Raw genomic sequence first — 25,843 nt, forward strand, 5'->3', positions numbered from 1 at the left:
TTCCTTTGTTGTCAGGGAGCGTCAACCACTGCGACTGGACTCAGTCCCAGCCACCGCCGCCCCAGCCACCGCCGCCCCAGCCGCCGCCGCCCCAGCCGCCGTAGTCGTCGCCCCAGCCGCCCCAGCCGCCGTGGCCACCGCCCCAGCCGCCGCCGCCCCAGCCGCCGCCGCCGTAACCGCCGCCGCCGTGGTCGCCGCCGCCGCCGTAACCGCCGCCGCCGTGGCCGCCGCCGCCGCCGTGGCCTCCGCCACCGCCGTGGCCGCCGCCACCGCCGCCGTGGCCTCCGCCACCGCCGTTGTCCTGGTAGGCGACAACGTGGTCAGGTGCCGCGTGGGTGGCCGCGCTGGCGACTCCGGCTCCGGCGGCGAGCGCCAGGATGGGTGCCGAGATCGCAGCGATGGCGACCCTCTTCATACGTGTGGTGTGCGCGCGCATGATTACCCCTCTCCGAGGGTGTGGTGTGTTACGGCGACCGCTTCACAGCCGCCCTGCGTGCGCTCCAGAGCCTGCGCGCAGCTCTGAGCGCGTCCGCCGCCCCTGATGCCGGTTCTCCGCACCGCACGGGCTCTCCGGCGGACCACGTCACGTCCCAGGTTGAAACGGACATTAGTGACGTTCGTGTATAAACCTACGACTCGGGCGCGACGAAGTCAAAAGCAGGAACGAACCCAAGCAAGCAAGAACAAGTAAAGCCCGCCGCACGGCCGTTCAGACCGACACCTTCCGGCCGGACCGGATGGCGGGATAGCCTCGGAGCCGCGGCATCTCTGACTCAGTCAACCATCGGGGTCCAGCCATGACCGTCCAGGACATGCGTGCCTTCAACCGCTTCTACACCAACGTCATCGGCGCCCTCGACTACGGCCGCCACCTGTACGCCCCGTACACCCTCACCGAGGCCCGCGTGCTGTACGAGCTCGCGCACTCCGCCGACACCGACGCGGCCGACCTGCGCACCGATCTCGCGCTGGACGCCGGGTACTTGAGCCGGATCCTCAACAAGTTCGAGGAGGCCGGCCTGGTCGAGCGCTCGCCCTCCGAGAAGGACCCGCGACGGCGGCGGGTGTCGCTCACCGCGGACGGCCGGTCCGCCGCCGAGCTGCTCGACGAGCGCGCCAGGGACTCGGTCGGCTCGCTGCTGGGCGCCGTCGACCCCGGCGCCCGGCCACGGCTCGCCGAGGCGATGCGCACCATCCGTACGATCCTCGGCGACGCGCACACCCCGGACGGCGCCGGCGAGGTCGTGCTGCGCGAGCCGCACCCCGGCGACCTGGGCTGGATCGTGCAGCGCAACGCCGCGCTGTACGCGGCCGAGTACGGCTGGAACACCGACTACGAGGGCCTGGTGGCCCGGATCGTCGCCGACTACGCCGAGGATCACGACCCGCACCTGGAGCGGGTCTGGATCGCCGAGCGGGCGGGACGGCCCATGGGGTGCGTGATGTGCGTACGGGACGACGCCCCGGGCACCGCACGGCTGCGGCTGCTGCTCGTCGAACCGGAGGCGCGGGGGCTCGGCATCGGGGACCGGCTGGTCACCGCCGTGATCGACTTCGCGCGCGGGGTCGGCTACCGCGACCTGGTGCTGTGGACCAACGACGTCCTCGCCGCCGCCCGCCGCCTCTACCAGCGGCACGGTTTCGTCCTCAGCGCCGAGAGGCCGCACCGCTCCTTCGGCAAGGACCTGGTCGGACAGGACTGGCGACTGGACCTGCACGGAACCGGTGGCTGAGAAGTAGGTTGGTTGACATGAGGTTCGCCTTCTCCACCCTCGGGGTTCCCGGTCTGCCGGTGCCGGACGTGCTGGCGCTCGCCACCGCCCACGGCTACCACGGCGTCGAGCTGCGTGCCCATCCGGAGGAGCCGGTGCATCCCGGCCTGGGCCCGGCCGCGCGGGCCGACGTGGCCGCCGAGTTCAAGGCGGCCGGGGTGGAGGTCCTGGGCATCGCCGGGTACGCGCGCCTCGCGGCCCCCGGCGAGGACGCCCCGGTCCTCGACGAGGTGCGTCAACTCCTGCAGCTGGCGCATGACTTGGGTGCCTCCTTCGTCCGTGTCCTCCCCGGCGCCGACCCGGCGCTGCCCGCCGCCGAGTCCGACGCGATCGCCGCCCGGCGGCTCGGCACGGTCGCCGAGGACGCCGCCGCGCTCGGTGTCCGGGTCCTGCTGGAGACGCACGACTCGCACGGCACCGGGGCCGCCGCGATCCGCGTCCTCGGCCCGGTCGGCCACCTCATGGTCGGCTCCCTCTGGGACGTCATGCACACCTGGCTGGGCGGCGAGCAGCCGTCCGAGACCTACGCGGCGCTCGCCCCGCACCTCGGCTATGTCCAGGTCAAGGACATCGCCTCGGCCGAGGACACCACCCCGCTGCCGCTCGGTGCCGGGGTCCTGCCCCTGTCCGAGTGCGTCGAGGTGCTCTCCCGGCACGGCTGGGACGGCTGGCTGTGCTGGGAGTACGAGAAGCGCTGGTACGAGGCGGCGGCCCCGCTGCCCGGCCTGCTGACGGCGGGCCGGGACCACCTGGCACGCCTGCTCAACGAGTCGGCGTGAACGGAGCGACCGCCCGCCGCGAGAGGTAGGCCCCCGCGCCGGGGTCCCAGCGTCCAGGTCAGGGCGCCGGGGTCAGGCGCCGGGGTCACAGCGCCCAGGTCAGGCGCCGGGGCCGGAACGCCCAGGTCAGGGCGCCACGGTCGCAGTGCCCAGGTCACGTGCCGTCGTCGTCGCAGGGGGCTCCCCACTCCCTTACGCACCTTCCGTCCCGACTTCCCGGAGTCGGGAACCCTGCCCCCTTCCGGTCCGTCCAACACACAGGCTGTCGGAAGAGTCTCCGTGGTGCGGTGTCGGCCCTCGCTGCTGGCTGCGATGCCCGACCTACCCTCTCCGCCGCACCACGGCCGCCGGCCCGCCGCCATCGACGTGCCCCCCTCCAATGCGCCGATGGCGGCCCCCTTCTGGGTACTGTGCTTTCCCTTGACGGAAAGAAACTTCCCGAATATTGGTGTGCCTACGGAAGTTTCCTTCAGCCGGTTCTCCACCGGAAGGAGCGCACGTGCCCTCCAGACGCACCGTCCTCGCCGCGACCGCGGGCGTCACCGCGGGACTGACCGTCGGCAACAGCGCGTACGCCTTCGGCCCCGACGGCAGGAACGCCGGCCACCGGAGCGCCGACGACAAGAAGCTCCGCTCACTCCTCTCCCGCATGACCCTCGAGGAGAAGGTCGGCCAGCTGTTCGTGATGCGGGTCTACGGCCACTCCGCCACCGCCCCCGACCAGGCCGACATCGATGCCAACCTCAAGGAGATCGGCGTCCGCACGGCCGCCGAGCTGATCGCCCGGTACCGCGTCGGCGGGATCATCTACTTCACCTGGGCGCACAACACCCGGGACCCGCGGCAGATCGCCGAACTGTCGAACGGGATCCAGCAGGCCTCCCTGGACCAGCCGCGCGGCCTCCCCGTGCTCATCGCCACCGACCAGGAGCACGGCGCCGTGTGCCGGATCGGCACGCCCGCGGCCCTCTTCCCGGGCGCGATGGCCATGGGAGCGGGCGGCTCGGCCGCCGACGCCCGTACCCTCGGGCGGATCTCCGGCGCCGAGCTGCGGGCGATGGGCGTCCGGCAGGACTACTCCCCCGACGCCGACGTCAACGTGAACCCGGCCAACCCCATCATCGGCGTACGGTCCTTCGGGGCCGACCCGGACGCGGTCGGCGCGCTGGTCGCCGCCGAGGTGCAGGGGTACCAGGACGCCGGGGTCGCGGCCACCGCCAAGCACTTCCCGGGCCACGGCGACACCGCCGTCGACAGCCACACCGGCTTCCCGGTGATCACGCACAGCCGGGAGCTGTGGGAGAAGCTGGACGCGGTCCCCTTCCGGGCGGCGGTGCGGGCGGGCATCGACTCGATCATGACCGCGCACATCCAGTTCCCGGCGCTGGACGGCTCCGGCGACCCGGCGACCCTCTCGCACCCGGTCCTCACCGGCATCCTGCGCGGTGAACTCGGCTACGACGGGGTCGTGGTGACCGACTCACTGGGCATGGAGGGCGTGCGGACCAAGTACGGCGACGACCGGGTCCCGGTGCTCGCCCTGAAGGCCGGGGTCGACCAGCTCCTCAACCCGCCCACCCTGGAGGTGGCCTGGAACGCCGTCCTGAAGGCCGTCCAGGACGGGGAGCTGACCGAGGCGCGGCTGGACGAGTCGATCCTGCGCATCCTGCGGCTGAAGAACCGGCTGGGGCTGCTGGACCGGCCGTACGTGAACGCCAAGGACGTCGGCCGGGTGGTGGGCACGGCCCGCCACCTCGCCACCGCCGACCGGATCGCCGAGCGCACCACCACCCTGCTGGTCAACGAGGACGGCCTGCTGCCGCTGTCCCGCCGCACGCACGGCAGGGTGCTGGTGGTGGGCGCCGACCCGGCCTCCCCGTCCGGTACGACGGGGCCGCCCACCGGCGTGCTCGCCGCCGCCCTCACCGAACTCGGCTTCACCGCCACCGCGTTGGCCACCGGTACGGAACCTTCCGCGGCGACGATCGACAAGGCGGTCGCGGCGGCCCAGGGGGTGGACGCGGTGGTCGTCGGGACGTACAACGTGACGGCGGAGAGCGGACAGCGGCGCCTGGTGGAGCAGTTGCTCGCGACCGGCCGGCCGGTGGTGGCGGTGGCCGTGCGCAACCCGTACGACATCGCCCAACTGCCCGCCGTGCGGGCCTGCCTGGCGTCCTACTCCTGGACGGACGTCGAACTGCGGGCCGCGGCCCGGGTGATCGCCGGCCGGGTCGCGCCGCGCGGCAGGCTGCCGGTGCCGGTGCCGCGGGCGGACGATCCGGCGCAGGTGCTGTACCCGATCGGCCACGGGCTGACGTACTAGACGTACGTAACGGATCGGGCGTAACACCCCCAACGGGCGGAAAGCATCCCGCACAGCTGGCGTGGGCCGTGATCGCGGGCCACGCTGGCAGGGGGGTTGGTATGAGGAGCAGACGTTTCGCGGGGGTGCTGGTGACGCTCGCCGTCGCCCTGCTGTCGGCCGGGTGCCGGCTGTCCTCGTCGGGGGAACCGGCGGGCAGCGCGCGGCCGGCGGCGAGTGCGGCGGCCTCCGGGTACGGCGCCCGGTTCCTCGCGGTCGACGAGTGCAGCTCGTTCGGGACCGCCAGTTTCACCGAGGTGCCCTGCGCCGGCGAACGGGCGGCGGCCCGGGTCGTCGCCCGGTACGACGGGACGGTCGCCGCCGGCCCGGCGTGCCCGGCCACCACCGACTTCGTGCTGCACATCAGCGCCCAGCGCACAGGCGGCGACGTGGACGGTGACGGAACGATCCCTCAGGGCTACGCCTGCATGCGCAACCTGGAGCCGCCGCACCCCGGGGACCCCGGCGGGGGCGGTGGACCGCGCACGATCGTCGGCGACTGCGTCTACGGCTCGGGCCACGGCCAGGTCCGGGAGACCGCCTGCGACGGCTCGGGAAAGCGGAAGCCGCAGTACGAGGTGGTGCGGGCGGTGACCGCGCGGGACCGGTGCCCGGCGTCGACGGCCCTGTACGTCCAGCTCGGCGGCGACCGGCCGGTGGGCTGCGCCCGCCGGGTGTGAACGCTCCACGCCGGCCTCGGCCACGGCCGGGGTTCACCGCCTGAGGAAGGAGCGGAAGGAGCGGAAGGAGCGGATGCAGACCGGTCACGGCCTCAGCAGAGGATCCACCCCGAGCTCGCCGAGGAGCGGCCCACCGCGCCCTTGACCCAGACGCACCGGTGCCCGGCGTGCACGGTCACCGGGCCCGCGTGGAACTGGTACTTGCCCTTGTCGACGACCGGGCGGTTGCCGCGGGCCTGGACGCTGACGGACATCATGCGTTTGCCGCCGGACGCCCTGGGGAGCGTGATCGCGCAGACGTAGCCGCCCTGCCGGTAGATGTGCACGGTGCCGGTGGCGAAGGGCAGGGTCCGCACCTGACGTCCGGCGCAGTCGGCCGCCGTCACGGCCTGGGCCTGGGCCGGCGCCACGAGGGCGAGCGCCCCGGAGGCGGCCAGCACCGCAGCGCCGAGCGCCAGCCGCCGCCGTATCGCACCACTGTCCACAGTCGTCCCCTCCCGCACCGCACCGCAGCTGTGCCCCAGCCATGACCGTACTGATGTACGGACGCACGACATATGTCGGATGGTTGCACGACCGTCGGGGACCGACCGACCCGCCCTGGATCACGGCAGGTCACGACGTCGGCGGCTCAGCGGGTGGCGCCGACCGGTTCCTCCGGTTCCTCGGACTGGCCGATGAAGGTGCGCCACAGGTCGGCGTAGCGGCCGTCGCGGGCGAGGAGTTCGTCGTGGGTGCCGTCCTCGACGACCCGGCCGTGGTCCATGACCACCACCCGGTCGGCGCGGGCGGCCGTGGTCAGCCGGTGGGCCACCACCAGGGTCGTACGACGGCCCGCGAGGCGGTCGGTGGCCAGGTTCACCTGGGCCTCCGTAGCCAGGTCCAGGGCCGCCGTCGCCTCGTCGAGGAGCAGGACGTCGGGGTCGACGAGTTCCGCGCGGGCCAGCGCGATCAGCTGGCGCTGGCCGGCCGAGAGGTTGCGACCGCGTTCGGCCACCTCGTGGAGGTAGCCGCCGTCCAGGGTGGCGATCATCTCGTGGGCGCCGACCGCGCGGGCCGCCGCCTCCACCTCGGCGTCGGTGGCGTCCGGGCGGCCGTAGGCGATGGCGTCCCGGACGGTCCCCTGGAAGAGGTAGGCCTCCTGTGGAACGACCCCGAGGCGATGGCGGTACGCGGTGAGGTCCAGGGTGCGCAGATCCCTGCCGTCGACCGTCACCCGGCCGCCCGTCGGGTCGTAGAACCGCGCGACCAGCTTGACCAGGGTGGACTTGCCGGCGCCGGTCTCACCGACGAAGGCGACCGTCTGCCCGGCGGGGATGGTCAGGTCGATGCCGCCCAGGGCCGCGTCGCCGTCTTCGGCGGGGCCGTACGCGAAGTGCACGTCCTCGAAGGCGATCTCGCCCCGGAGTTCGGGCACCTCCCGCGGCTGGTCGGCCGCCTGTGTCGACGTCCGCTCGCGGAGCAGTTCCTGGATGCGGCCGAGGGAGACGGTGGCCTGCTGGTAGCCGTCGAAGACCTGGGAGAGCTGCTGCACGGGGGCGAAGAACAGGTCGATGTAGAGGAGGTAGGCGACCAGCGCGCCGGTCGTCAGCGTCGCCGCCTCGACGCGGTGGGCGCCCGCGATCAGGACGCTCGCCGCGGCCACCGACGACAGCAGCTGCACGAACGGGAAGTACACCGAGATCAGCAACTGGCCCCTGCGACGGGCCGCGCGATAGCTCTCGCTGCGCTCGGTGAAGCGGCGGCCGCTGTCCTGCTCGCGCCGGAAGGCCTGCACGATCCTGAGGCCCGACACCGACTCCTGGAGGTCGGCGTTGACCACCGACACCCGCTCACGGGCGAGTTCGTAGGCCTTCACGCTGGCCCGGCGGAAGAAGAAGGTCGCGACGATCAGCGGCGGCAGGGTGGCGAAGACGACCAGCGCGAGCTGTACGTCGATCACCAGCAGGGCGACCATGATGCCGAAGAAGGTGACGACGGAGACGAAGGCGGTGACCAGGCCGGTCTGCAGGAACGTGGAGAGGGCGTCGACGTCCGTCGTCATCCTCGTCATGATCCGGCCGGTCAGCTCACGCTCGTAGTAGTCGAGTCCGAGCCGCTGGAGCTGGGCGAAGATCTTCAGTCTGAGGGAGTACAGGACGCGTTCGCCGGTGCGGCCGGTCATCCGGGTCTCGCCGATCTGGGCCGCCCACTGGGCCAGTACCGCGAACAGCCCGAGCAGCGAGGCCGCCCAGACCGCGCCGAGCGCCATCTTGGTGACGCCCTGGTCGATGCCGTGCCGGATCAGCACCGGCAGCAGCAGGCCCATGCCGGCGTCCACGGCGACCAGGGCGAGGCTGACGAGCAGGGGGCGGCCGAAGCCGCGCAGCAGTCGGCGCAGACCGTAGGAGTCCTCGGGGCGTACGGCCCGGCCCTCGTCGATGTCGGGGGTGTCGGTGGCCGGGGGCAGCGCGTCGACCTGGGCGAGGAGCTCGCGGGTGGCCGGGGTGCCGGCGAGGGCGAGGTCCCTGGGCGTACGGTCACCGGTCCACAGGCGCGGGGTCACGCCGCGCTCGGCGTCGAACTCGGCGTCCAGTTCGTCTCTGACGGACGTGTCCTCGTGCGGGACGGCGGGCAGGGCGTGGCCCGGGGAGACGCCGCCCAGCTCGTCGGGGTCGGTGAGCAGCCGGCGGTAGAGGGCGGACCGCTCCTGGAGCTCCTCGTGGGTGCCGATGGCGGCGAGCCGCCCGCCGTCGAGGACGGCGATGCGGTCGGCGAGGTTGAGGGTGGAGCGGCGGTGCGCGATGAGGAGGGTCGTCCGGCCGCGCATGACGTGTTTGAGCGCCTCGTGGATCTCGTGCTCCACGCGGGCGTCGACCGCCGAGGTGGCGTCGTCGAGGACCAGCAGCCGGGGGTCGGTGAGCAGGGCGCGGGCGAGGGCGACGCGCTGGCGCTGGCCGCCGGAGAGGGTGAGGCCGTGCTCGCCGACCTTGGTGGCGTACCCCTCGGGCAGTTCGGCGATGAAACGGTCCGCCTGGGCGGCGCGGGCGGCCTCGTGGATCTCCTCGTCGGTCGCGTCGGGGCGGCCGTAGGCGATGTTGGCGCGGACCGTGTCGGAGAAGAGGAAGGAGTCCTCCGGGACCAGGCCGATGGCCGACCGCAGCGAGTCGAAGGTCAGCTCGCGGACGTCGTGGCCGCCGACCAGGACGGCGCCGTGGGTCACCTCGTAGAAGCGCGGCAGGAGCAGGGAGACCGTGGACTTGCCGGAGCCGGAGGAGCCGACGACGGCGAGGGTCTCGCCCGGCCGGATCTCGAAGCTCAGCCCCCTCAGGACCGGGCGGTCGTGGTGGTATCCGAAGGACACGTCGTCGAACTCGACGGTCGCGGGCGCGTCGGCGGGGAGGGTCTTCGTGCCCTCCTTCAGGGTCGGCTCGGTGTCGATCAGCTCCAGGACGCGCTCGGTGCCGGCGCGGGCCTGCTGGCCGACGGTGAGGACCACGGCGAGCATCCGGACCGGGCCGACCAGCTGGGCCAGGTAGGAGGAGAAGGCGACGAAGGTGCCGAGGGTGATGTGGCCGCGGACGGCCAGCCAGCCGCCGAGCGCCAGCATGGCGACCTGGCCGAGGGCCGGGACGGACTGCAGGGCCGGGGTGAACCTGCTGTTCAGCCGGATGGTGCGCAGCCGCCCGGCGAAGAGCCTGCGGCCGACCTCCCGGAGCTTGCCGGTCTCCTGGTCCTCCTGCCCGAAGCCCTTCACCACGCGGACACCGCTCACGGCGCCGTCGACCACGCCGGCGACCGCCGCGGCCTGGGCCTGGGCGTACCAGGTGGCGGGGTGGAGCTTGCTGCGGCTGCGCTTGGCGATCCAGTACAGGGCCGGGGCGACGGCCAGGGCGACCAGGGTGAGCGGCGGCGACAGCCAGGCCATGATGCCGAGGGAGATCAGGAAGAGGAGGACGTTGCCGATGGTCATCGGCAGCATGAAGAGCAGGCCCTGGATCAGCTGGAGGTCGCTGGTGGCCCGCCCGACCACCTGGCCGGTGGACAGCTCGTCCTGCTGCCGTCCGTCGAGCCGGGTGATGGTGCCGTACATCTCGGTCCGCAGGTCGTGCTGGACGTCGAGGGCGAGCCGGCCGCCGTAGTAGCGGCGGACGTAGGTGGCCGCGTAGACGAGCACGGCGGCGCCGATCAGGGCGCCGGCCCAGGGCCCCATGGCCCGGCTGTGATCGCCGATCACGTCATCGATGATCACCTTGGTGATCAGGGGTACGACGGCCAGTACGGCCATACCCGCCAAGGAGGACCCGAGCGCCAGGACGACGTCCTTGGGATGCCGCCAGGCATACCCCGCCAGCCTGCGCGCCCAGCCCTGCCGCTCCCCCTGTTGCCCTGCCACGCGGCCGCCCTCCGTTCGCCCTGATCTTCCGCATGGCCACAACACGGATGGAACCGGATTTCATCCCTCCGCAACAATTCTCGGGCGATGGTCGCAGAGGGGCTGGGCCCATGGACCTGGGCCGCCCCCGCTCCGGCGGGCGGGGCTTGACCTCAAGTGCGGTCGAGTTTTTACGGTCGGTCGTGTCGAACCGCTCAGGCACAGACGGAGGTACCGGCCGTGGAGTACTCGCACAGCGACGCCGAACTGATCCACCAGCCCATCGGCTACTGGAGCTGGGCCGCCCACAAGGCCGTCGTCACCCGCGCCCGGGCCGCCCTCGCGGAGATCGGCACCACCCAGCCGCAGTGGTGGGTCCTGGCCCAGGTCGCCCGGGCCGACGGCGCCGGGACACGGGACGAGGTGTCCCGCATCCTCCGGGGCTACCTCGACACCGGCCCCGAAGGCATGGAGGAGGAGATCGACAGCACCATCGCCCACGGGTGGATCACCGAGACCCCGGGCGGCCTCCTGAGCCTCACGGAAGAAGGCCGGGCCTTCTTCGGCAAGGCCGCGGCCGTCCAGGCCGAGCTGCAGGCGGAGCGCCACGCGGGCATCTCCGACGAGGAGTACCTGACCACCCTCAAGGTGCTGCAGCGCTTCATCCACAACACGGGCGGGAGCGCCTGGCACCACTAGGGCCTGTCCGGACGGCTCCTCCGTTCGCGGGAGCCCGGCGAAGGCAGCAGACTGGGGCCGCCGGCCGGTCACCCGCGGGAGGTCGCCATGGGGACGTTGCTGTCCGTCAACGTGGGGCTGCCGAAGGACGTGCCCTGGCAGGGGCGGACCGTGCGCACCGGGGCCTGGAAGGCGCCCGTGTCCGGCCGTCGTATGGTGCGGCGGCTGAACGTCGACGGGGACGGCCAGGGCGACCTGGCCGGGCACGGCGGCGAGATCCGGGCCGTGCTCGTCTACCAGCTGGAGTCCTACCGGTACTGGCGCAAGCAGCTCGGCCGCGACGACCTGAGCTTCGGGATCTTCGGGGAGAACTTCACCGTCGACGGCCTGCCCGACGACGAGGTGTGCATCGGCGACCGGTACCGGATCGGCGAGGCGGAGTTCGAGGTCACCCAGCCACGGGTCACCTGCTACCGCGTCGGCATGCGCCTGGGCGAGCCCACCATGGCCGCCCTCCTGGTCGCGCATCACCGCCCCGGCTTCTACCTGCGGGTGCTCACCGAGGGACACGTCGGGGCGGGCGACGAGATCACCCTCACCCGCAGGGGGCCGGGAGAGCTCAGCGTCGCCGACACCGACGCGCTGCTCTACCTCCCCGGCCGCGACCCCGCGAAGCTGCGCACCGCTCTGGACATCCCCGCCCTCAGCCCCGGCTGGCAGCAGTCCTTCCGGGAACTCGCCGCCGCCGGACAGCCCGGAGACCAGCCCGGATGGCCGGGCTTCCGGCCCCTGCGGGTCGCCCGTATCGTCCGCGAGACCGCCGACATCTCCTCCGTCTACTTCGCCGCCACCGACGGCACCCCCCTACCGGAGGCCCGCCCGGGCCAGTACCTCTCCGTCCGCCTCACCGCCGGCGAGGCCGCCCACGAGGTGCGCAGCTACTCCCTGTCCTCGGGGCCCGCGGCCGGCGGCTACCGCATCAGCGTCAAACACGAACCCCACGGGAGGGTCAGCGGCTACCTCCACACCGGGCTCCGCGCCGGGGACCTCGTGGACGTCGCCGCCCCGCGCGGCACGTTCGTCCTCGGCGCAGGCACCGGCCCGGTCGTCCTCGCCTCCGCCGGCATCGGTGCCACCCCCGTGCTCGCCATGCTGCACCGGCTCGCCGCCGCCCGGGACCCACGCCCCCTCTGGTGGCTCCACACCGCCCACGACCGCGCCCACCACGCCTTCGCGGCCGAGGCCCGGGCCCTCCTCGCGCGGCTCCCCGACGCCCACGAGCACGTCTACTACACGGCCGACGGCCCACGCCCCGGCGAGGACCGCGTCACCCGGGGCCGCCCGACCGCCGCGTCGCTCACCGCCCTGGGCGTCCCGGCCGATGCCGACGCCTATCTCTGCGGGCCCACCGCCTTCATGGACGACTTCGGCGACCTGCTGCGCGCTCACGGTCTGCGCCCCGAGCGGATCCACACGGAACGGTTCAGCGCGCTCGCCGCCGTCAACCCCGGCGTCACCCGCACCGCCGCGGTCCGGCCGCACCAGCCGTCCGGTCCCCCCGGCACCGGCCCCCTCGTCACCTTCGCCCGCAGCGGCGTCACCACCCCGTGGTCCCCCGCCCACGGCTCGCTCCTCGAGCTCGCCGAGGCCTGCGACGTCCCGACCCGCTGGTCGTGCCGCACCGGCGTCTGCCACACCTGTGTCACCCCGCTGGTGACAGGCGACGTCGTGTACACCACGGCGCCGCTCGAACTCCCCGAGCCCGGCACCGTCCTCGTCTGCTGCAGCGCCCCGGCCACCGAGGCCGTCCTCGACCTCTGACCCGGGCGGCACGGCCGCGGCGGCCGCGGGGACCGGCATCCCCGTCGCCGCCGTGCCGGTAACGACTAGTCAAACCCTGCCCCGCCCGTACAACCATTCGTGCGAACTCGCGAGTCAATCCGGGTATGACTCACCGGATATCCAGACGCGCCAGGGTGCTGGTGGCTGTCGCAGGCGGGGCCGCGTTCACCGCGGGGGTGGCCGCACCCGCCTCGGCAGCCGCTCCCACCGTCAGCTGCACGTCCGCGAAGGCGGGCCTGGCCACGAAGCTGAAGAAGGACATCACGGCGGCGATGGCGAACCGCAGGGGGACCATCGCCGTCGGCCTCTACGACCGTTCCACGAAGACCACTTGCACGCTCCGTGCCACCACGCACTACGACTCGGCGAGCACCGTGAAGGTGACCGTGCTGGCCACGCTGCTGTGGGACGCCAAGAAGCACAACCGCTATCTGACGAGCACCGAGGCCTCGCTGACCAAGGCCATGATCACCAAGTCGGACAACGACGCGACCACGAAACTGTGGAAGCAGCTCGGCCTGACGAAGATCAAGGGGTTCCTCACCGCCGCCGGGATGACCCAGACCACCCCGGGCGCCAACGGCTACTGGGGTCTCACCCAGATCGACGTCCACGACGAGCAGCGGCTGCTCACCCTGATCACCGCCAAGAACACGGTCCTGAGCGACAACTCACGGGCCTACATCCAGAAGTTGATGGGGCAGGTCATCTCGTCCCAGCGCTGGGGCACCCCGTACGGCGTCCCCTCCGGCGTCTCCGTGCACGTCAAGAACGGCTGGCTGTCACGCTCCACGCACGGCTGGCGGGTCCACAGCCTCGGCACCTTCAAGGGCGGCGGCCACGACTACATGATGACCGTGCTGACCCACGACAACAGCACCATGAACTACGGGATCACCACGATCCAGGGCATCGCGAAGGTCATCCACAAGGACCTGGCGGCGAGTTGAGCCCGCTCGGGCCATGGCGGGAGCGCGCTCCGGCCATGACCCGACCGCCGCCTCCTCGTCCTGGAGCGCGGGTTCACCTCCGGCGTCGGCAACACCGTCCGCCTCTTACCCATATCTCACGCACCCACAGCCTGCGCCCAGGATCGGCACAGCCCTCACCCATCGGCCGTCTGCATGGTGGGCTGGTGACATCTGCCACCGATCCCATTCCCCCCACGACCGTGTCCCCCGACTGGGCGCCGCCCACGGCGACCCCCGCGGCTCCCCTGCCGGACAAGGCACCGCGCTGGTCGCTGCCCGCGCTGATCGCGATCCTGATCCTGGCGGCGGTGCTCTACTCCTGGAGCCTCTCCGGTTCCAGCATGAACACCTTCTACAGCGGCGCCATCTGGGCCGGTACGAAGAGCTGGAAGGCCTGGTTCTTCGGTTCGCTGGACCCGGGCAACTTCCTGACCGTCGACAAACCGCCGTTCGCGACCATGGTCATGAGCCTGTCCTGCCGGATCTTCGGCTTCGGCACCTGGCAGATGATGGTTCCGCAGGTCGCGGCCGGCCTCGGCACGATCTGGATCCTGCACGCCAACCTGAAGCGGATCTGGGGCCACGGCGCGGCGACCGTCGCCGCGCTGGTGCTCGCCCTGACCCCGATCACCGTCGCGATCAACCGTGACAACAACCCCGACACGATCCTGGTCTTCCTGATGGTCGCGGGCGCGGCGCTGGCGTTCCGCGCCACCCGTGACGAGAGGCTGCTCCCGCTGCTCGGCTCGGCGGCCTGCTTCGGCCTCGCCTTCAACACCAAGCTGCTCGCGGGCTGGATCGCGCTCCCGGCCGTCTTCGCGCTCTACCTGTACGCGTCGAAGGCCCCGTGGCTGAAGCGGGTCGTCAACCTGGCGCTCGCCGCGGTCGTGCTGGCCGTCTCCAGCTTCTGGTGGGCGATCGCCGTCTCCCTGGTCCCGGCCTCCGACCGCCCGTACATCGGCGGCTCCACGGACGGCTCGGCCTGGGACCTGATCATGGGGTACGACGGCCTCGGCCGCGTCTTCGGCGGCGAGGGCAACGGCGCCGGCGGCGGGGGCGGCGGCGGCGGCTTCTCCGGCTCCGCCGGTCTCGGCCGCATGTTCAACGACATCCTCGGCGGCCAGATCTCCTGGCTGCTGCCCTTCTCCGCGATCGCCCTGATCGGCGGCCTGGTGCTGTGCGGCCGCGCTCCCCGCACCGACCTGCGCCGGATGGCGCTGGTCCTGTGGGGCGGCTGGACCCTCCTGCACTACGTGATCTTCGCGACCGCGCAGGGCACCATGCACCCGTACTACACGACCGCGCTGGCCCCGGGCATCGCGGCGCTGTGCGGCGGCGGTGGCGTGATGCTGCTGCACGCGTTCCGCACCGACAGGCGGTGGATCTGGGTCCTCCCGGCCGCCTTCGGCGTCACCGGCATCTGGGCGGTCGTCCTGCTCCGCCGCGCCTCCGGCTGGAACACCTGGCTGTGGCCGACGATCGGCGTCCTGACGGTGGCCGGCATCGTGGGCATGATCCTCTTCCGGTCCGGCAACCGGGCCCGCCTCCTCACGGCCTCGGTGGCGACGGCCGTGATCGCGGCGCTGGCCGGCCCGACGGCGTATGCGGCGGCGGATCCGCTCGGCGGCTCCGGCGGCGGTGGCATGGGCGGTACGAACCCGACGGCCGGCCCCTCGACCGGCAGCGGCGGCTTCGGCGGCGGAGCCGGCGGGGGCCGGGGCGGCTTCCCGGGCAGGCAGAACGCCGAGGCCGGCGGCGAGATGGGCGGCGGCTTCCCCGGCGGCACGAACGGCGAGGCGCCGGGCGGCGGTACGGGCGCGACCGGCGGCACCGGCGGTCCTGGCGGTACCAACGGCCAGGCGCCCGGCGGCACTCAGCAGGGCGGCGGCTTCCCCGGCGGCACGAACGGCGAGCTGCCGGGCGGCGCGGCCGGCGGCACCGGTGGCACCGGCGGGGCGGGCGGCACCCCGCCGAACGGCACCGGCGAGGCGGCCGGCGGCACCGGTCAGCGCGGCGGCTTCGGCGGCGGTGGCATGGGCGGCGGTATGGGCGGCGGCGTGAGCAGCGACCTGATCGCCTACCTGAAGAAGCACATGGACGGCGCCACCTGGCTGCTCGCGGTCTCCAACTCCCAGTCCGCGGCCCAGATCGAGCTGAGCGCCAAGGAACCCGTGATCTCCATGTGGGGCTTCACCGGATCCGACAAGGCGATGACCGTCGCCAAGCTGAAGGAACTGGTGAAGGCGGGCAAGCTGCACTACATCCAGGTCGGCGGCGGTATGGGCATGGGCGGCAACAACACGCTCAGCTCCGAGGTGACCAGCTGGGTGCAGAAGAACGGGACGGCGGTGAAGGAGAGCGCGTACAGCAAGAGCACTACGGAGAGTTCGACCTCGACCTCCAACTCGTCCTCTTCTTCGTCTGCTTCGTCGACCTCGACGCTCTACCGGCTGGACCCGTCGGACGTCGGCTGACGTAACCCCGACACCCGGAGAGACCCCCGACCACATGGTCGGGGGTCTCTCGGCAAGACGGGGACGAGCCTCAAGTCGTCCCTGCACACGATCATCAGCGCGAACGTCACCAAGCTGTCGTACTCGGGCATCTCGCGCAGCACCTGCCGGCACAACCGGAACCCGTTCATCGACCACCCGGAGTGGGTGGACGGGATCTGGTAGGCGAGCCGGTCGTACTACTTACCTCACACAGGTGAAGTCGATCTTGGGCTCGGGCGTGTCCGTGTGACCGCCCAGGAGCATGGGGGCGCCCCGGCAGTTCCGCCGGGGTGTCCCCAACTCCCTTTTACGGAGAGTCCCGTGAAGCTTCGCACCTGGTCCCTCGCCGCCGCGCTCGCGCTGACCGCGCTGGTGGTGCCCGCGCAGAGTGCCTCCGCGCACGCGGCCGCCGCCCCCTCCTGTCCCGACGGCTCGGTGTGCTTCTGGAGCGGGGAGGGCTTCGGCGGCGACTACTGGGAGTGGACGGCCCGCAGCGGCTACCGCGACATGCCGCCGAACCTCCACGACCACGTCGGCTCCTTCGTCGCCTCCACCCGCGCCTGCCTCGTCAACTGGTCCCCGACCGAGAAGCGCGACGTCTTCAACGGCGACTGGCGCTCCCAGTACCTCGGCGACTTCGGCGGCCGTATCGACGGGGTGGGCGCGGGCGCCTGCTGAACCGGTCATCGCCCCGGGCCGGCCGGCAGGGCGGCCTGCCTGCCCGGGGTCCTTCGCGCTCAGCCCAGGTGTGTCGGCGCGAACATCCGCAGCAGCGCCGGCAGCACGACCACCGAGGGCCCGGGGGTGGACAGGGCCTTCGCCAGGTCCGTCTCCAGGGTCTCGGGGTTCGTGCGGACGCCGGGGACGCCGAAGGACTCCGCCAGGGCCACGTAGTCGGGGCGGGCCAGTTCCGTCGCCGTGGCCTCGCCGAAGGAGTCCGCCATGTACTCGCGCAGGATGCCGTAGCCGCCGTCGTCCACGATGAGCCAGGTGACCGGGAGGTCGTGCTGCCTCGCCGTCGCCAGTTCCGCGATGGAGTAGAGGGCGCCGCCGTCGCCGGACACCGCGAGGACCGGTCGGGTCGGGTCGGCCGCGGCCGCGCCGAGCGCCGCCGGGAAGCCGTAGCCGAGACCGCCGGCGCCCTGGGCCGAGTGCATGAGGTTCGTGCCCTGCGGGTCGAACGCCGACCACGCCCAGTAGGCCAGGATCGTCATGTCCCAGAAGGAGGGGGACGTCCGCGGGAGGGCCCGGCGGACCGCCGCCAACACGTCCTGTTCCAGGGTGAGTTCCTGGGCGGCGATGCGCTCCGAGACCCGGGACAGCACGTCCCGTACCCGGCCTGCGGCCGTGTCGTCCGCGCGCGGCGACACCGTCTCCAGCAGCGCCTGGAGCCCGAGCCTGGCGTCCGCGTGGATGCCGAGCGCCGGGTGGTTGGACTCCAGCTTGCCGAGGTCCGCCTCGATCTGGACGACCCGGCCCCGGGGCTTGAACGTGTGGTAGTTCGAGGAGAGTTCGCCCAGGCCCGAGCCCACGACCAGCAGGACGTCCGCGTCCTCCAGGAAGTCCGTGGTGTGGCGGTCCTCCAGCCAGGACTGGAGGGAGAGCGGGTGGTTCCAGGGGAAGGCGCCCTTGCCGCCGAAGGTGGTGACGACCGGCGCGTTCAGCGTCTCGGCCAGCTGCCGCAGCTTGCCCGAGGCGTCCGCCCGTACCACTCCGCCGCCCGCGATGATCGCCGGACGGGCCGCGCGGGACAGCAGGTCGGCCGCCACCGCGGTCAGTTCGGGACGCGGCGGCAGCTCGTCCGGGGTGGCGTCCATCGCCGTCACCACCGGGAGCGGGGTCGGAGCCAGCAGCACGTCCTGCGGGATCTCCACCCACACCGGGCCGTGGGGGGCGGAGAGGGCCGACTTCCAGGCCGCCGCGAGCGCGGACGGGATCTGCGACTGGGTGCGGACGGTGTGCACCGACTTCACCACGCCCCGGAAGGAGGCCGACTGGTCCGGGAGTTCGTGCAGGTAGCCGTGGCGGCCGCCGCCGAGGCCGGCCGTCGGGATCTGGCTGCTGATCGCCAGCACGGGCGCGGAGGCCGAGGCCGCCTCCTGGAGCGCGGCCAGTGAGGTCAGCGCGCCGGGGCCGGTCGACAGCAGCAGCGGGGCGGCCTCGCCGGTGATCCTGCCGTACGCGTCCGCCGCGAAGCCCGCGTTGTTCTCCACCCGCAGGCCGACGTAGCGCAGCGACGAGCGGCGCAGGGCGTCGAACATGCCGAGGGCGTGCTGGCCGGGCAGCCCGAAGACCGTCGTCGCGCCGAGCCCGGCCAGCGTCTCCACGACCAGGTCCCCGCCGTTGCGGCCGGCGGGCGGGTCGAGGGCTGCGGCCGTCTGCGCCTGCGTCGGGCGGAGTACCAGGTCGTGGTCGTGGGTCACTTCGAACGAGCCTCGGCAATCTGGCGGGTCATGATCGTGGTCAGTTCGTAGGCGGTGTGCGAGGCCGCCACCGACGTGATCTCCGCGTGGTCGTACGCGGGGGCCACCTCGACGACGTCCGCCGACACCAGGTTGCAGGAGGAGAGTCCGCGCAGGATCTCCAGCAGTTCCCTGGACGTCATACCACCGGCCTCGGGCGTGCCGGTGCCCGGGGCGTGAGCGGGGTCCAGACAGTCGATGTCGATCGAGATGTACAGCGGGCGGTCGCCGATGCGCTGGCGGAGCTGGTCGGCCACCTCGTCGGCGCCCCGGCGGTAGATGTCCGCCGAGGTCACGATGCCGAAGCCCATCTTCTCGTCGTCGGTCAGGTCCTGCTTGCCGTACAGCGGGCCGCGGGTGCCGACGTGCGAGAGGGCCGAGGTGTCGAGGATGCCCTCCTCGACCGCCCGCCGGAACGGGGTGCCGTGGGTGTACTCGGCGCCGAAGTAGGTGTCCCAGGTGTCCAGGTGGGCGTCGAAGTGGAGGAGCGCGACCGGGCCGTGCTTCCTGGCCACCGAGCGGAGCAGGGGCAGCGCGATGGTGTGGTCACCGCCCAGGGTCATCAGCCGGGCGCCGGTGCCGAGCAGCTGGTCGGCGGCGGCCTCGATGGTCTCGACGGCCTCGTTGATGTTGAACGGGTTCACCGCGATGTCCCCGCCGTCCGCGACCTGCGCCAGGGCGAAGGGGGACGCGTCCTGCGCCGGGTTGTAGGGGCGCAGCAGCCGGGACGCCTCGCGGATCGCGTTGCCGCCGAAGCGGGCGCCCGGCCGGTACGAGACACCGGAGTCGAACGGCACGCCCACCACCGCGACGTCGGCGGTGCCGACCTCGTCGAGGCGGGGCAGCCGGGCGAAGGTCGCGGGACCGGCGTACCGCGGGATGCGGGAGGAGTCGACGGGGCCGCGGGGTGTCTCGTTGCTGCTCATGAGGTCAAGCCTTCTTTCCTACGCTTCGTCGCGTATGTACTGCTTCTGTCTACGACTTTACTGGGCGGCCGGGACCGGTTCGGACACGAGTTCGGGAGCCGCACGGCCCGCGAGCCGCTCCCGCCAGTTGGCCAGCACGGCCGCGTCCGTCGGCCTGGTCGCCAGGGAGACCGCGACATACGCGGCCAGGGAGGCGAGGAGCCCGTAGTAGACGGGCTCGTTGGCGAGGATGCCGTAACCCGCCATCAGGCCGATCACCGCGAGGCCGCCGACGGTCACGGCGGCGAGGGCGCCCTGGACCGTGCCGCGCTTCCACAGCAGTCCGCCGAGGATCGGCACCAGGAGGCCGCCGACCAGCAGGTTGTAGGCCACCGTCAGTGCCTCGACGACGTTGTTGAGCGCGATGGCCGTGCCGATCACCCCGACGCCCATGATCAGGATGAAGACGCGGTTGCCCCGCACCTCGTCGTGGTCACCGGACCTCGCCTTCCCCCGGATCCGCGACCAGATGTCGTTGTTGGCGACGGTCGCACAGGCGATCAGCGCGCCGGAGGAGGTCGACATGACCGCGGCCAGCGCGGCGGCCAGCACCAGCCCCCGCACCCCGATGGGGAGTTCGTCCTTGACGATGGTCGCGAAGGCGTCGTCCGGGCTGCCCAGCTTCGGGTACAGCACCTTGGCGGCGGTACCGATCACGGCACCGGCGAGGGCGTACACCAGGCAGTAGGTGCCGGCGACGGTGCCGCCCCACTTCGCCGTCCGGTCGCCCCGGGCCGTGAACACGCGCTGCCAGATGTCCTGGCCGATGAGCATCCCGAACGTGTAGATCAGCACGTAGGTGAAGATCGTCTCGCCGCCGATGCCCAGCGGGTCGAAGTACGCCGTGGGCAGCTTGGCCTTCATCTCGGCGAAGCCGCCGGCCTTGACCACGGCGATGGGCAGCAGCAGGAGCAGCACGCCGATGGTCTTGACGACGAACTGCACCATGTCCGTCAGCGTGATCGACCACATGCCGCCGAGCGTCGAGTAGGCGACGACGATCGAGCCGCCGATGACGATCGCGAGCGTCCGGTTCATGTCGAAGAGGACGTCGAAGATCGTGGCGTACGCGATGGTCGAGGTGACGGCCAGCATCAGGGTGTACGCCCACATCACGACACCGGAGATCACGCCCGCCCGGCCGCCGTACCGCAGGTCCAGCATCTCGGAGACCGTGTACACCCTGAGGCGGGCGATCCGGGCCGAGAAGAAGACCGACAGGGCCAGCAGCCCGAGGCCGATGGTGAAGACCATCCAGGCACCCGAGAGGCCGTACTGGTAGCCGAGCCCCACGCCGCCGATGGTGGACGCGCCGCCCAGGACGATCGCGGCCATGGTGCCGGAGTACATGGCGGGGCCCAGGCGGCGGCCCGCCACCAGGAAGTCGCTCTTGGACCTGGCACGGCGCATGCCCCACCAGCCCATGGCCAGCATGCCGGCCAGATAGATCACGATCACTGCGTAGTCGACGGCCACAGGGCCCTCCTTCGCCGGGGGTCTCGCCGTTGGGTGACGGTCATCGACACTAGGTGGCCGGAAAGCGACTGCGAAGTGTACGTTTCATCCATTCGAGGCCCGCTGGACGGAGGGAACGCACACCATGCCGGATCCCGCTGTTCCCCCCACGCCCCCGGTGCCCCTCGCCGCCCTGCTGGCCCGCGAGGACCTCGCCCTGCGCCAGATCGCCGGGCCGTCCGACCCGTCGCTGGTGGTCCACTGGGCGCACACCTCGGAGATGGCCGACCCGTACCCCTACCTGCTGGGCGGGGAGCTGCTGCTGACCGCCGGGGTGCACATCCCGGAGGCGGCCGGCTCGGGCACCTACTTCGACGACTACGTGTCCCGGATCGTCGCGGCGGGCGGCGCGGCCCTCGGCTTCGGGCTGGCCCCCGTCCACGACACCGTCCCGCGCGCCCTGGTGGCGGCCTGCGAGGCGTACGACCTCCCGCTGCTCGAGGTCCCGCCGGGAACCACCTTCTCCGCCGTCGCCCGCGCGGTCTGGCAGCTGATGGCCCAGGCCCGCCTCGCCGAGCTGCGCCGGGTCACCGAGGCCCAGCAGAGCCTCGCGGCGGCCGCCGCCCGTCCCGACCCGGTCCCCTCGGTGCTGCGCCAGCTGGCCCAGCGGGTGGGCGGCTGGACGGCCCTGTACGGCCCGGAGGGGACGGAGACCGCCTCGGCGGGGCGGGAGCCGGAGACACCGGTACGCGGCTCGCTGGCCGAACTGACGGAGGTGGTACGACCGTCCGGCCCCGGCACCCCCACCTCGGCGACCCACGCCACGGCGGGCACCCACCTCGCGGCCTACACCCTCAGCACCGGCTTCGTCCTCGGAGTGGCCACCCCGGCCCGCGAACCGGGCGACCACACCATCGCCTCGGTGGCCGCGGTCCTCCTCACCCTCCTCACCGGCGAACAGCACAGCGGCTCGGGCGCAGCCCGCAACGCGGCACTCGTGCGCCTCCTGGTGGGTGGTACGGCGGAGGAGGTGGCGCCACTGCTGGACGGGGGCGACATCTGGTTCGTCGTAGATGCCTGTACTAACGACCAACGCGACCGTCCCCACCCAGGGGCGCGGGGAACTGCGCGACCAGCCACGAAGCACCCGCACCCGCCCGACCTCCTCGCCGCCACCGCACTAGGCGCCTCACTCGGCTCGACTCTCATCGACCCCCTAGGGGAGGTCATCCGCATCCTGCTCCCCAGCAACCGAGAACCCGCACAACAACCCGGCTGGACCCTCGGCGTCAGCGCCCCCGCACCCGCACACCAACTCCCGGCCGCCGCCGCGCAAGCGACCCGCGCCCTGGCCCGCGCCCGGGCGACCCGCACCCCCCTGGTCGGCCACAGCACCCGCCCCGCCCTCGACGAACTGATCCCGAGGGAAGAGGCCCAGGCCCACGCCCACGCCCTCCTCGGCCCCCTCGCGGAGCACCCCGCCCTCACCGAGACCCTGCGCACCTGGCTCTCCCTGCACGGCAGTTGGGACCGCACGGCGGTGGCCCTCTCCGTGCACCGCAACACCGTGCGCCAGCGCATCGCCCGCTGCGCGGCGCTCCTCGACACCGAACTCGACGACCCGGACGTCCGGATGGAGCTGTGGTTCGCGCTGCGGCAGGAGTGAGTGACGCACGTCCCAGCGGGCGATACGCAGGGGAATCGCGCAGCGCCCTGCTTCACAATGGGGCCATGCCGATACCCGGGACACCGAGCCGCGTCGAGCTCGTCGAGCACCTTGTGAAGACCCGTATCGCGGGCGATGTCGCCACGCCCCGCGAGAACAACCTGCTCCACTACCGCAAGCTGGCCAACGGCGAGCGCAACTGGTGGCTCGGACTGGAACTCGGCGACCGCTGGACCGACGAGCAGGACGTGCTGGCCGTGATGGCCGAGCGGGTCGGGGTGAACGACGACCCCGAGTACCGGTACGGCCAGGACACCATCGACCCCGAGCTGACCGTGGACGGCCTGAACCGGCTGGCGGCGCGGCTGCGCAAGGCGGCCGAGGGGCGGCAGCGGGTGCTGTTCGCCACCGGGCACCCGGGCGGCCTGCTGGACGTGCACCGGGCGACGGCGGCCGCGCTGCGCGCCGCCGGCTGCGAGGTGGTGGTCATCCCGGACGGGCTGCAGACGGACGAGGGGTATGTCATGCAGTTCGCCGACGTGGCCGTCCTGGAGCACGGGGCGACGCTGTGGCACACGCATTCCGGTGAGCCGATGAAGGCGATCCTGGGCGGGCTCGAGCGCGCGGGGCGGCCGGCGCCCGACCTGGTCGTCGCCGACCACGGCTGGGCGGGGTACGCGGCGCAGGTGGGCCTGGACTCCGTCGGTTACGCCGACTGCAACGACCCGGCGCTGTTCCTCGCCGAGGCGGAGGGCACCCTCCAGGTGGCCGTACCGCTCGACGACCACGTGCTCAGCCCGCGGTACTACGACCCGATGACCGCGTACCTGCTCTCGGAGGCGGGACTGGCGTAACCGCACCGGACCGGGCGAGGTGCGGCCCCCGCGCACGGGAACCGCACCTCGTGGCCTGGCCTAGATCCTGTATTGGCTTGGTGTCTGTTCGCGTCCTGTCGGCTCAGAACCCGAGCCCGCCGTAGCCGAAGCCGCCGTAGCCGAAGCCGCCGAAGCCACTGACGCCGTACCCGACGGTGGGGACGACCACGACGGGGACGACCGCGACGGGGGCGTAGCCGTAGCCGCCATAGCCGCCGTAGCCGTAGCCGCCGTAACCACGGCAGTTGTTGAATCCGCCGCCGAAGCGGGAGTTGCAGCCGAAGCCGCCGGTGACCACGCTCTGGTGAGTGGAGGCGGGGGCCGCCGAGGCGGTGCCCGCGGCGCCGATCGCGGCCCCACCGGCCAGCATCAGGCCGGCGGCGGACATCGCGGCGATGCGCCTCGCGCGCTGTACTCGCATGGGAAATACCTTTCTGCCGGACTTACGTCCGCTACGCGGCACGTCCGCTATGCGGCACATGCACTGTGCGGCATTTCACTCATAGAGCTTAATCTCGGACAAGTCGCCCGGCACTTCGGGCGCTCACCGCCCGTGATCGCCCGAGGTCGCGGGCCCCGGAGTGGGGTCCAGGTAGACCCGGCCGATCATGGGGAACGCGGCCCGCAGCCGCTGTTCGGCCCGTTCGCAGGCCCACTCGATCTGGGCCGCCGTCGACACGTCCCGGAAGTCCACCTTGGCCGCGACCAGCGCCTCGTTCGGGCCCTGCACCAGGGTGGTCAGCTCCAGTACGGCCACGATGTGCTCGGACTCCAGCAGCTCCGCCCTGATCCGCTCCCGCACCGCCTTCGGCAGCGGCCGCCCGACGAGGAACTCGGCGTTCGAGCGGCCGAGCACCCAGGCGACGTACAGCAGCAGCAGGCCGATGAGCAGGGAGGCGAGGCCGTCCCAGACGCCGGAGCCGGTGAGCTGCCCGCCGAGCAGGCCGCCGGCCGCGAGCACCAGGCCGACGAGCGCGGCCGAGTCCTCCATCACCACGGCCTTCACGGCGGTGTCGGGGGTGCGCCGGAGATACAGCTTGAACGACACCCGGAACCGGGCCGCCTCGCCGTACGCCTGCTTCAGTCCCGTACGCAGGGAGAACCCCTCCAGGACGAAGGCGACCGCGAGGACGATGTACGACACCAGCGGGTTGCCCAGCTCCTCGCCCGCGGTCAGGGTGTGGACGCCGTCGTAGAGGGAGAAGACCGCGCCGCCGACGAAGGTGGCGACGGCGGCCAGCATGGCCCAGATGTACCGCTCGGGGCCGTATCCGAACGGGTGCTCCTCGTCGGCGGGTTTCTCGCTGCGTTTGAGCGCGGTGAGCAGCAGCAGCTCGGTGACGGTGTCGGCGACCGAGTGCGCCGCCTCGGAGAGCATCGCGCTGGACCCGCTGAGCACCCCGGCGACCGCCTTGGCGAGGGCGATCCCGAGGTTGGCGACGGCGGCGACGAGCACCGTGACGGTGCTCTCGCCACCGCCCTTGTCGGCCCCACCACCCTTGTCGGCCCCGCCACCCTTGTCGACCCCGCCGCTCCGGTCGGCTCCGCCGTCCTGCTCGGCTACGGCGCTCTGGTCGGCTCCGCCACTCTGTTCGGCTTCGGACATGCCCCCAGTTCTACCTGGGGACGCGGACGACACCCTCCTGGATCACGGAAATGGCCAGGGAACCGTCCTGGGTGTAGATCCGGGCCTGCCCGAGCCCGCGGCCGCCGTACGCCGACGGGGACTCCTGGTCGTACAGCAGCCACTCGTCGGCGCGGAACGGCCGGTGGAACCACATGGCGTGGTCCAGCGAGGCCCCCACCACGTCCCCGACGGCCCAGCCGCCACGGCCATGTGCGAGCAGCACCGAGTCGAGCAGGGTCATGTCGGAGACATAGGTGGCGAGGACGACGTGCAGCAGCGGATCGTCGTCGAGTTTGCCGTTGGTCCGGAACCAGACCTGGCTGTGCGGCTCGCGCGGCTCGCCGAACTTCCCGAACGGCGGCTCGTCGACGTACCGCAGGTCGATCGCCTCGCGGGCCTCGAGGAACTTCTCCACCACGGTGGAGGGCAGGTGGTCGTAGCCGCGCAGCCGCTGCGCCGAGGTGGGCAGGGTCTCCGGGTCCGGCGCGGGCGGCATCGGGGTCTGGTGGTCGAGGCCGTCCTCGTACACCTGGAAGGAGGCGGACAGGGCGAAGATCGGCCTGCCGTGCTGGACGGCGACCGCGCGCCGGGTGGTGAACGAGCGGCCGTCACGGATCCGCTCGACGTTGTAGACGATGGGCGCGCCGGGGTCGCCGGCGCGCAGGAAGTACGCGTGCAGCGAGTGGGCGTGCCGGTCCGCCGGGACGGTGCGCCCGGCGGCGACCAGCGCCTGGGCCGCGACCTGCCCGCCGAACACGCGCGGGACCACGGCGGACCGGGACTGGCCTCGGAAGATGTTCTCCTCGATCTGCTCCAGGTCGAGCAGATCGAGGAGATCGTTCAGTGCCTCGTTCATGGCA

General features: G+C 72.4%; 20 protein-coding genes and 1 pseudogene. 12 read left to right on the plus strand and 9 right to left on the minus strand.

Annotated features, from left to right (window positions below):
• Window positions 1-40: 40 nt before the first annotated feature.
• On the minus strand, window positions 41-436 hold the full coding sequence (locus tag ACWDGI_RS06590; RefSeq protein WP_450755989.1) for a hypothetical protein: 396 nt from the start codon (window positions 434-436) through the stop codon (window positions 41-43).
• A 361-nt stretch (window positions 437-797) separates the two neighbouring features.
• On the opposite strand from ACWDGI_RS06590, the gene ACWDGI_RS06595 reads away from it, so the two are divergent.
• The 4 genes from ACWDGI_RS06595 to ACWDGI_RS06610 all read left to right on the plus strand — a co-directional run bounded on the left by ACWDGI_RS06595 (window position 798) and on the right by ACWDGI_RS06610 (window position 5,593).
• On the plus strand, window positions 798-1,733 hold the full coding sequence (locus tag ACWDGI_RS06595; protein WP_450755991.1) for a bifunctional helix-turn-helix transcriptional regulator/GNAT family N-acetyltransferase: 936 nt from the start codon (window positions 798-800) through the stop codon (window positions 1,731-1,733).
• A 17-nt stretch (window positions 1,734-1,750) separates the two neighbouring features.
• The gene (locus tag ACWDGI_RS06600; RefSeq protein WP_450755993.1) at window positions 1,751-2,551 is read left to right on the plus strand and encodes a sugar phosphate isomerase/epimerase family protein; all 801 of its coding nucleotides are present in this window, start codon (window positions 1,751-1,753) and stop codon (window positions 2,549-2,551) included.
• A 499-nt stretch (window positions 2,552-3,050) separates the two neighbouring features.
• Window positions 3,051-4,874 carry a glycoside hydrolase family 3 protein gene (locus ACWDGI_RS06605; RefSeq protein WP_450755995.1) on the plus strand — a complete coding sequence of 608 codons (1,824 nt, stop codon included), beginning with the start codon at window positions 3,051-3,053 and terminating at the stop codon, window positions 4,872-4,874.
• A 101-nt stretch (window positions 4,875-4,975) separates the two neighbouring features.
• Window positions 4,976-5,593 carry a hypothetical protein gene (locus tag ACWDGI_RS06610; RefSeq protein WP_450755997.1) on the plus strand — a complete coding sequence of 206 codons (618 nt, stop codon included), beginning with the start codon at window positions 4,976-4,978 and terminating at the stop codon, window positions 5,591-5,593.
• A gap of 92 nt (window positions 5,594-5,685) precedes the next feature.
• Here the strand turns inward: ACWDGI_RS06610 and ACWDGI_RS06615 are convergent, their stop codons facing one another.
• Window positions 5,686-6,078: a hypothetical protein gene (locus ACWDGI_RS06615; protein ID WP_450755999.1), complete on the minus strand. Its 393-nt coding sequence runs from the start codon at window positions 6,076-6,078 to the stop codon at window positions 5,686-5,688.
• Between the two features lie 146 nt (window positions 6,079-6,224).
• Window positions 6,225-9,968, minus strand: a complete 3,744-nt coding sequence (locus ACWDGI_RS06620; protein WP_450756001.1) for an ABC transporter ATP-binding protein — start codon at window positions 9,966-9,968, stop codon at window positions 6,225-6,227.
• Window positions 9,969-10,187: 219 nt separating this feature from the next.
• On the opposite strand from ACWDGI_RS06620, the gene ACWDGI_RS06625 reads away from it, so the two are divergent.
• The 6 genes and pseudogenes from ACWDGI_RS06625 (at window position 10,188) to ACWDGI_RS06650 (ending at window position 16,611) form a co-directional block, all read left to right on the plus strand.
• On the plus strand, window positions 10,188-10,646 hold the full coding sequence (locus tag ACWDGI_RS06625) for a MarR family winged helix-turn-helix transcriptional regulator (RefSeq protein ID WP_450756003.1): 459 nt from the start codon (window positions 10,188-10,190) through the stop codon (window positions 10,644-10,646).
• An 87-nt stretch (window positions 10,647-10,733) separates the two neighbouring features.
• The gene (locus tag ACWDGI_RS06630) at window positions 10,734-12,446 is read left to right on the plus strand and encodes an MOSC domain-containing protein (RefSeq protein ID WP_450756004.1); all 1,713 of its coding nucleotides are present in this window, start codon (window positions 10,734-10,736) and stop codon (window positions 12,444-12,446) included.
• A gap of 125 nt (window positions 12,447-12,571) precedes the next feature.
• Window positions 12,572-13,417 carry a serine hydrolase gene (locus tag ACWDGI_RS06635; RefSeq protein WP_450756006.1) on the plus strand — a complete coding sequence of 282 codons (846 nt, stop codon included), beginning with the start codon at window positions 12,572-12,574 and terminating at the stop codon, window positions 13,415-13,417.
• 185 nt (window positions 13,418-13,602) lie between these two features.
• The gene (locus ACWDGI_RS06640; RefSeq protein WP_450756008.1) at window positions 13,603-15,912 is read left to right on the plus strand and encodes an ArnT family glycosyltransferase; all 2,310 of its coding nucleotides are present in this window, start codon (window positions 13,603-13,605) and stop codon (window positions 15,910-15,912) included.
• A 39-nt stretch (window positions 15,913-15,951) separates the two neighbouring features.
• Window positions 15,952-16,044, plus strand: a pseudogene (locus ACWDGI_RS06645) (ribonuclease); the annotation flags it as partial.
• A gap of 210 nt (window positions 16,045-16,254) precedes the next feature.
• Window positions 16,255-16,611 carry a peptidase inhibitor family I36 protein gene (locus ACWDGI_RS06650; protein ID WP_450756010.1) on the plus strand — a complete coding sequence of 119 codons (357 nt, stop codon included), beginning with the start codon at window positions 16,255-16,257 and terminating at the stop codon, window positions 16,609-16,611.
• 59 nt (window positions 16,612-16,670) lie between these two features.
• Here the strand turns inward: ACWDGI_RS06650 and ACWDGI_RS06655 are convergent, their stop codons facing one another.
• From ACWDGI_RS06655 to ACWDGI_RS06665, 3 genes are read right to left on the minus strand one after another with little or no spacing between them, the layout of a single operon-like run.
• Window positions 16,671-18,356, minus strand: coding sequence for a thiamine pyrophosphate-binding protein (locus ACWDGI_RS06655; protein WP_450756012.1), 1,686 nt, complete (start codon window positions 18,354-18,356; stop codon window positions 16,671-16,673).
• On the minus strand, window positions 18,353-19,321 hold the full coding sequence (gene speB, locus ACWDGI_RS06660) for an agmatinase (RefSeq protein WP_351734961.1): 969 nt from the start codon (window positions 19,319-19,321) through the stop codon (window positions 18,353-18,355). Before speB ends, ACWDGI_RS06655 begins: the two co-directional genes overlap by 4 nt.
• 57 nt (window positions 19,322-19,378) lie before the next feature.
• Window positions 19,379-20,836, minus strand: a complete 1,458-nt coding sequence (locus ACWDGI_RS06665; RefSeq protein ID WP_450756014.1) for a sodium:solute symporter — start codon at window positions 20,834-20,836, stop codon at window positions 19,379-19,381.
• Window positions 20,837-20,960: 124 nt separating this feature from the next.
• On the opposite strand from ACWDGI_RS06665, the gene ACWDGI_RS06670 reads away from it, so the two are divergent.
• Both ACWDGI_RS06670 and ACWDGI_RS06675 read left to right on the plus strand, forming a co-directional pair.
• The gene (locus tag ACWDGI_RS06670; protein ID WP_450756016.1) at window positions 20,961-22,481 is read left to right on the plus strand and encodes a PucR family transcriptional regulator ligand-binding domain-containing protein; all 1,521 of its coding nucleotides are present in this window, start codon (window positions 20,961-20,963) and stop codon (window positions 22,479-22,481) included.
• 65 nt (window positions 22,482-22,546) lie between these two features.
• A complete protein-coding gene (locus ACWDGI_RS06675; RefSeq protein ID WP_450756018.1) occupies window positions 22,547-23,335 on the plus strand; it encodes a phosphatase in 789 nt (262 codons plus the stop codon).
• A 103-nt stretch (window positions 23,336-23,438) separates the two neighbouring features.
• On the opposite strand, the gene ACWDGI_RS06680 is transcribed toward ACWDGI_RS06675, so the two are convergent.
• The 3 genes from ACWDGI_RS06680 to ACWDGI_RS06690 all read right to left on the minus strand — a co-directional run bounded on the left by ACWDGI_RS06680 (window position 23,439) and on the right by ACWDGI_RS06690 (window position 25,839).
• Window positions 23,439-23,777: a hypothetical protein gene (locus tag ACWDGI_RS06680; RefSeq protein ID WP_450756020.1), complete on the minus strand. Its 339-nt coding sequence runs from the start codon at window positions 23,775-23,777 to the stop codon at window positions 23,439-23,441.
• A 123-nt stretch (window positions 23,778-23,900) separates the two neighbouring features.
• Window positions 23,901-24,962 carry a cation diffusion facilitator family transporter gene (locus ACWDGI_RS06685; RefSeq protein WP_450756022.1) on the minus strand — a complete coding sequence of 354 codons (1,062 nt, stop codon included), beginning with the start codon at window positions 24,960-24,962 and terminating at the stop codon, window positions 23,901-23,903.
• 10 nt (window positions 24,963-24,972) lie between these two features.
• A complete protein-coding gene (locus tag ACWDGI_RS06690; protein ID WP_450756024.1) occupies window positions 24,973-25,839 on the minus strand; it encodes an acyl-CoA thioesterase in 867 nt (288 codons plus the stop codon).
• Between the last annotated feature and the right edge of the window lie 4 nt (window positions 25,840-25,843).

The sequence above is a fragment of the Streptomyces sp. NPDC001220 genome, assembly GCF_053597895.1.

Excerpts from the sequence above, each read along its gene's own strand:
- ACWDGI_RS06590 (WP_450755989.1), bottom strand. The coding sequence starts at position 436 with ATGCGCGCGCACACCACACGTATGAAGAGGGTCGCCATCGCTGCGATC.
- ACWDGI_RS06595 (WP_450755991.1), top strand. The coding sequence starts at position 798 with ATGACCGTCCAGGACATGCGTGCCTTCAACCGCTTCTACACCAACGTC.
- ACWDGI_RS06600 (WP_450755993.1), top strand. The coding sequence starts at position 1,751 with ATGAGGTTCGCCTTCTCCACCCTCGGGGTTCCCGGTCTGCCGGTGCCG.
- ACWDGI_RS06610 (WP_450755997.1), top strand. The coding sequence starts at position 4,976 with ATGAGGAGCAGACGTTTCGCGGGGGTGCTGGTGACGCTCGCCGTCGCC.
- ACWDGI_RS06630 (WP_450756004.1), top strand. The coding sequence starts at position 10,734 with ATGGGGACGTTGCTGTCCGTCAACGTGGGGCTGCCGAAGGACGTGCCC.
- ACWDGI_RS06635 (WP_450756006.1), top strand. The coding sequence starts at position 12,572 with ATGACTCACCGGATATCCAGACGCGCCAGGGTGCTGGTGGCTGTCGCA.
- speB (WP_351734961.1), bottom strand. The coding sequence starts at position 19,321 with ATGAGCAGCAACGAGACACCCCGCGGCCCCGTCGACTCCTCCCGCATC.
- ACWDGI_RS06670 (WP_450756016.1), top strand. The coding sequence starts at position 20,961 with ATGCCGGATCCCGCTGTTCCCCCCACGCCCCCGGTGCCCCTCGCCGCC.
- ACWDGI_RS06675 (WP_450756018.1), top strand. The coding sequence starts at position 22,547 with ATGCCGATACCCGGGACACCGAGCCGCGTCGAGCTCGTCGAGCACCTT.
- ACWDGI_RS06680 (WP_450756020.1), bottom strand. The coding sequence starts at position 23,777 with ATGCGAGTACAGCGCGCGAGGCGCATCGCCGCGATGTCCGCCGCCGGC.
- ACWDGI_RS06685 (WP_450756022.1), bottom strand. The coding sequence starts at position 24,962 with ATGTCCGAAGCCGAACAGAGTGGCGGAGCCGACCAGAGCGCCGTAGCC.
- ACWDGI_RS06690 (WP_450756024.1), bottom strand. The coding sequence starts at position 25,839 with ATGAACGAGGCACTGAACGATCTCCTCGATCTGCTCGACCTGGAGCAG.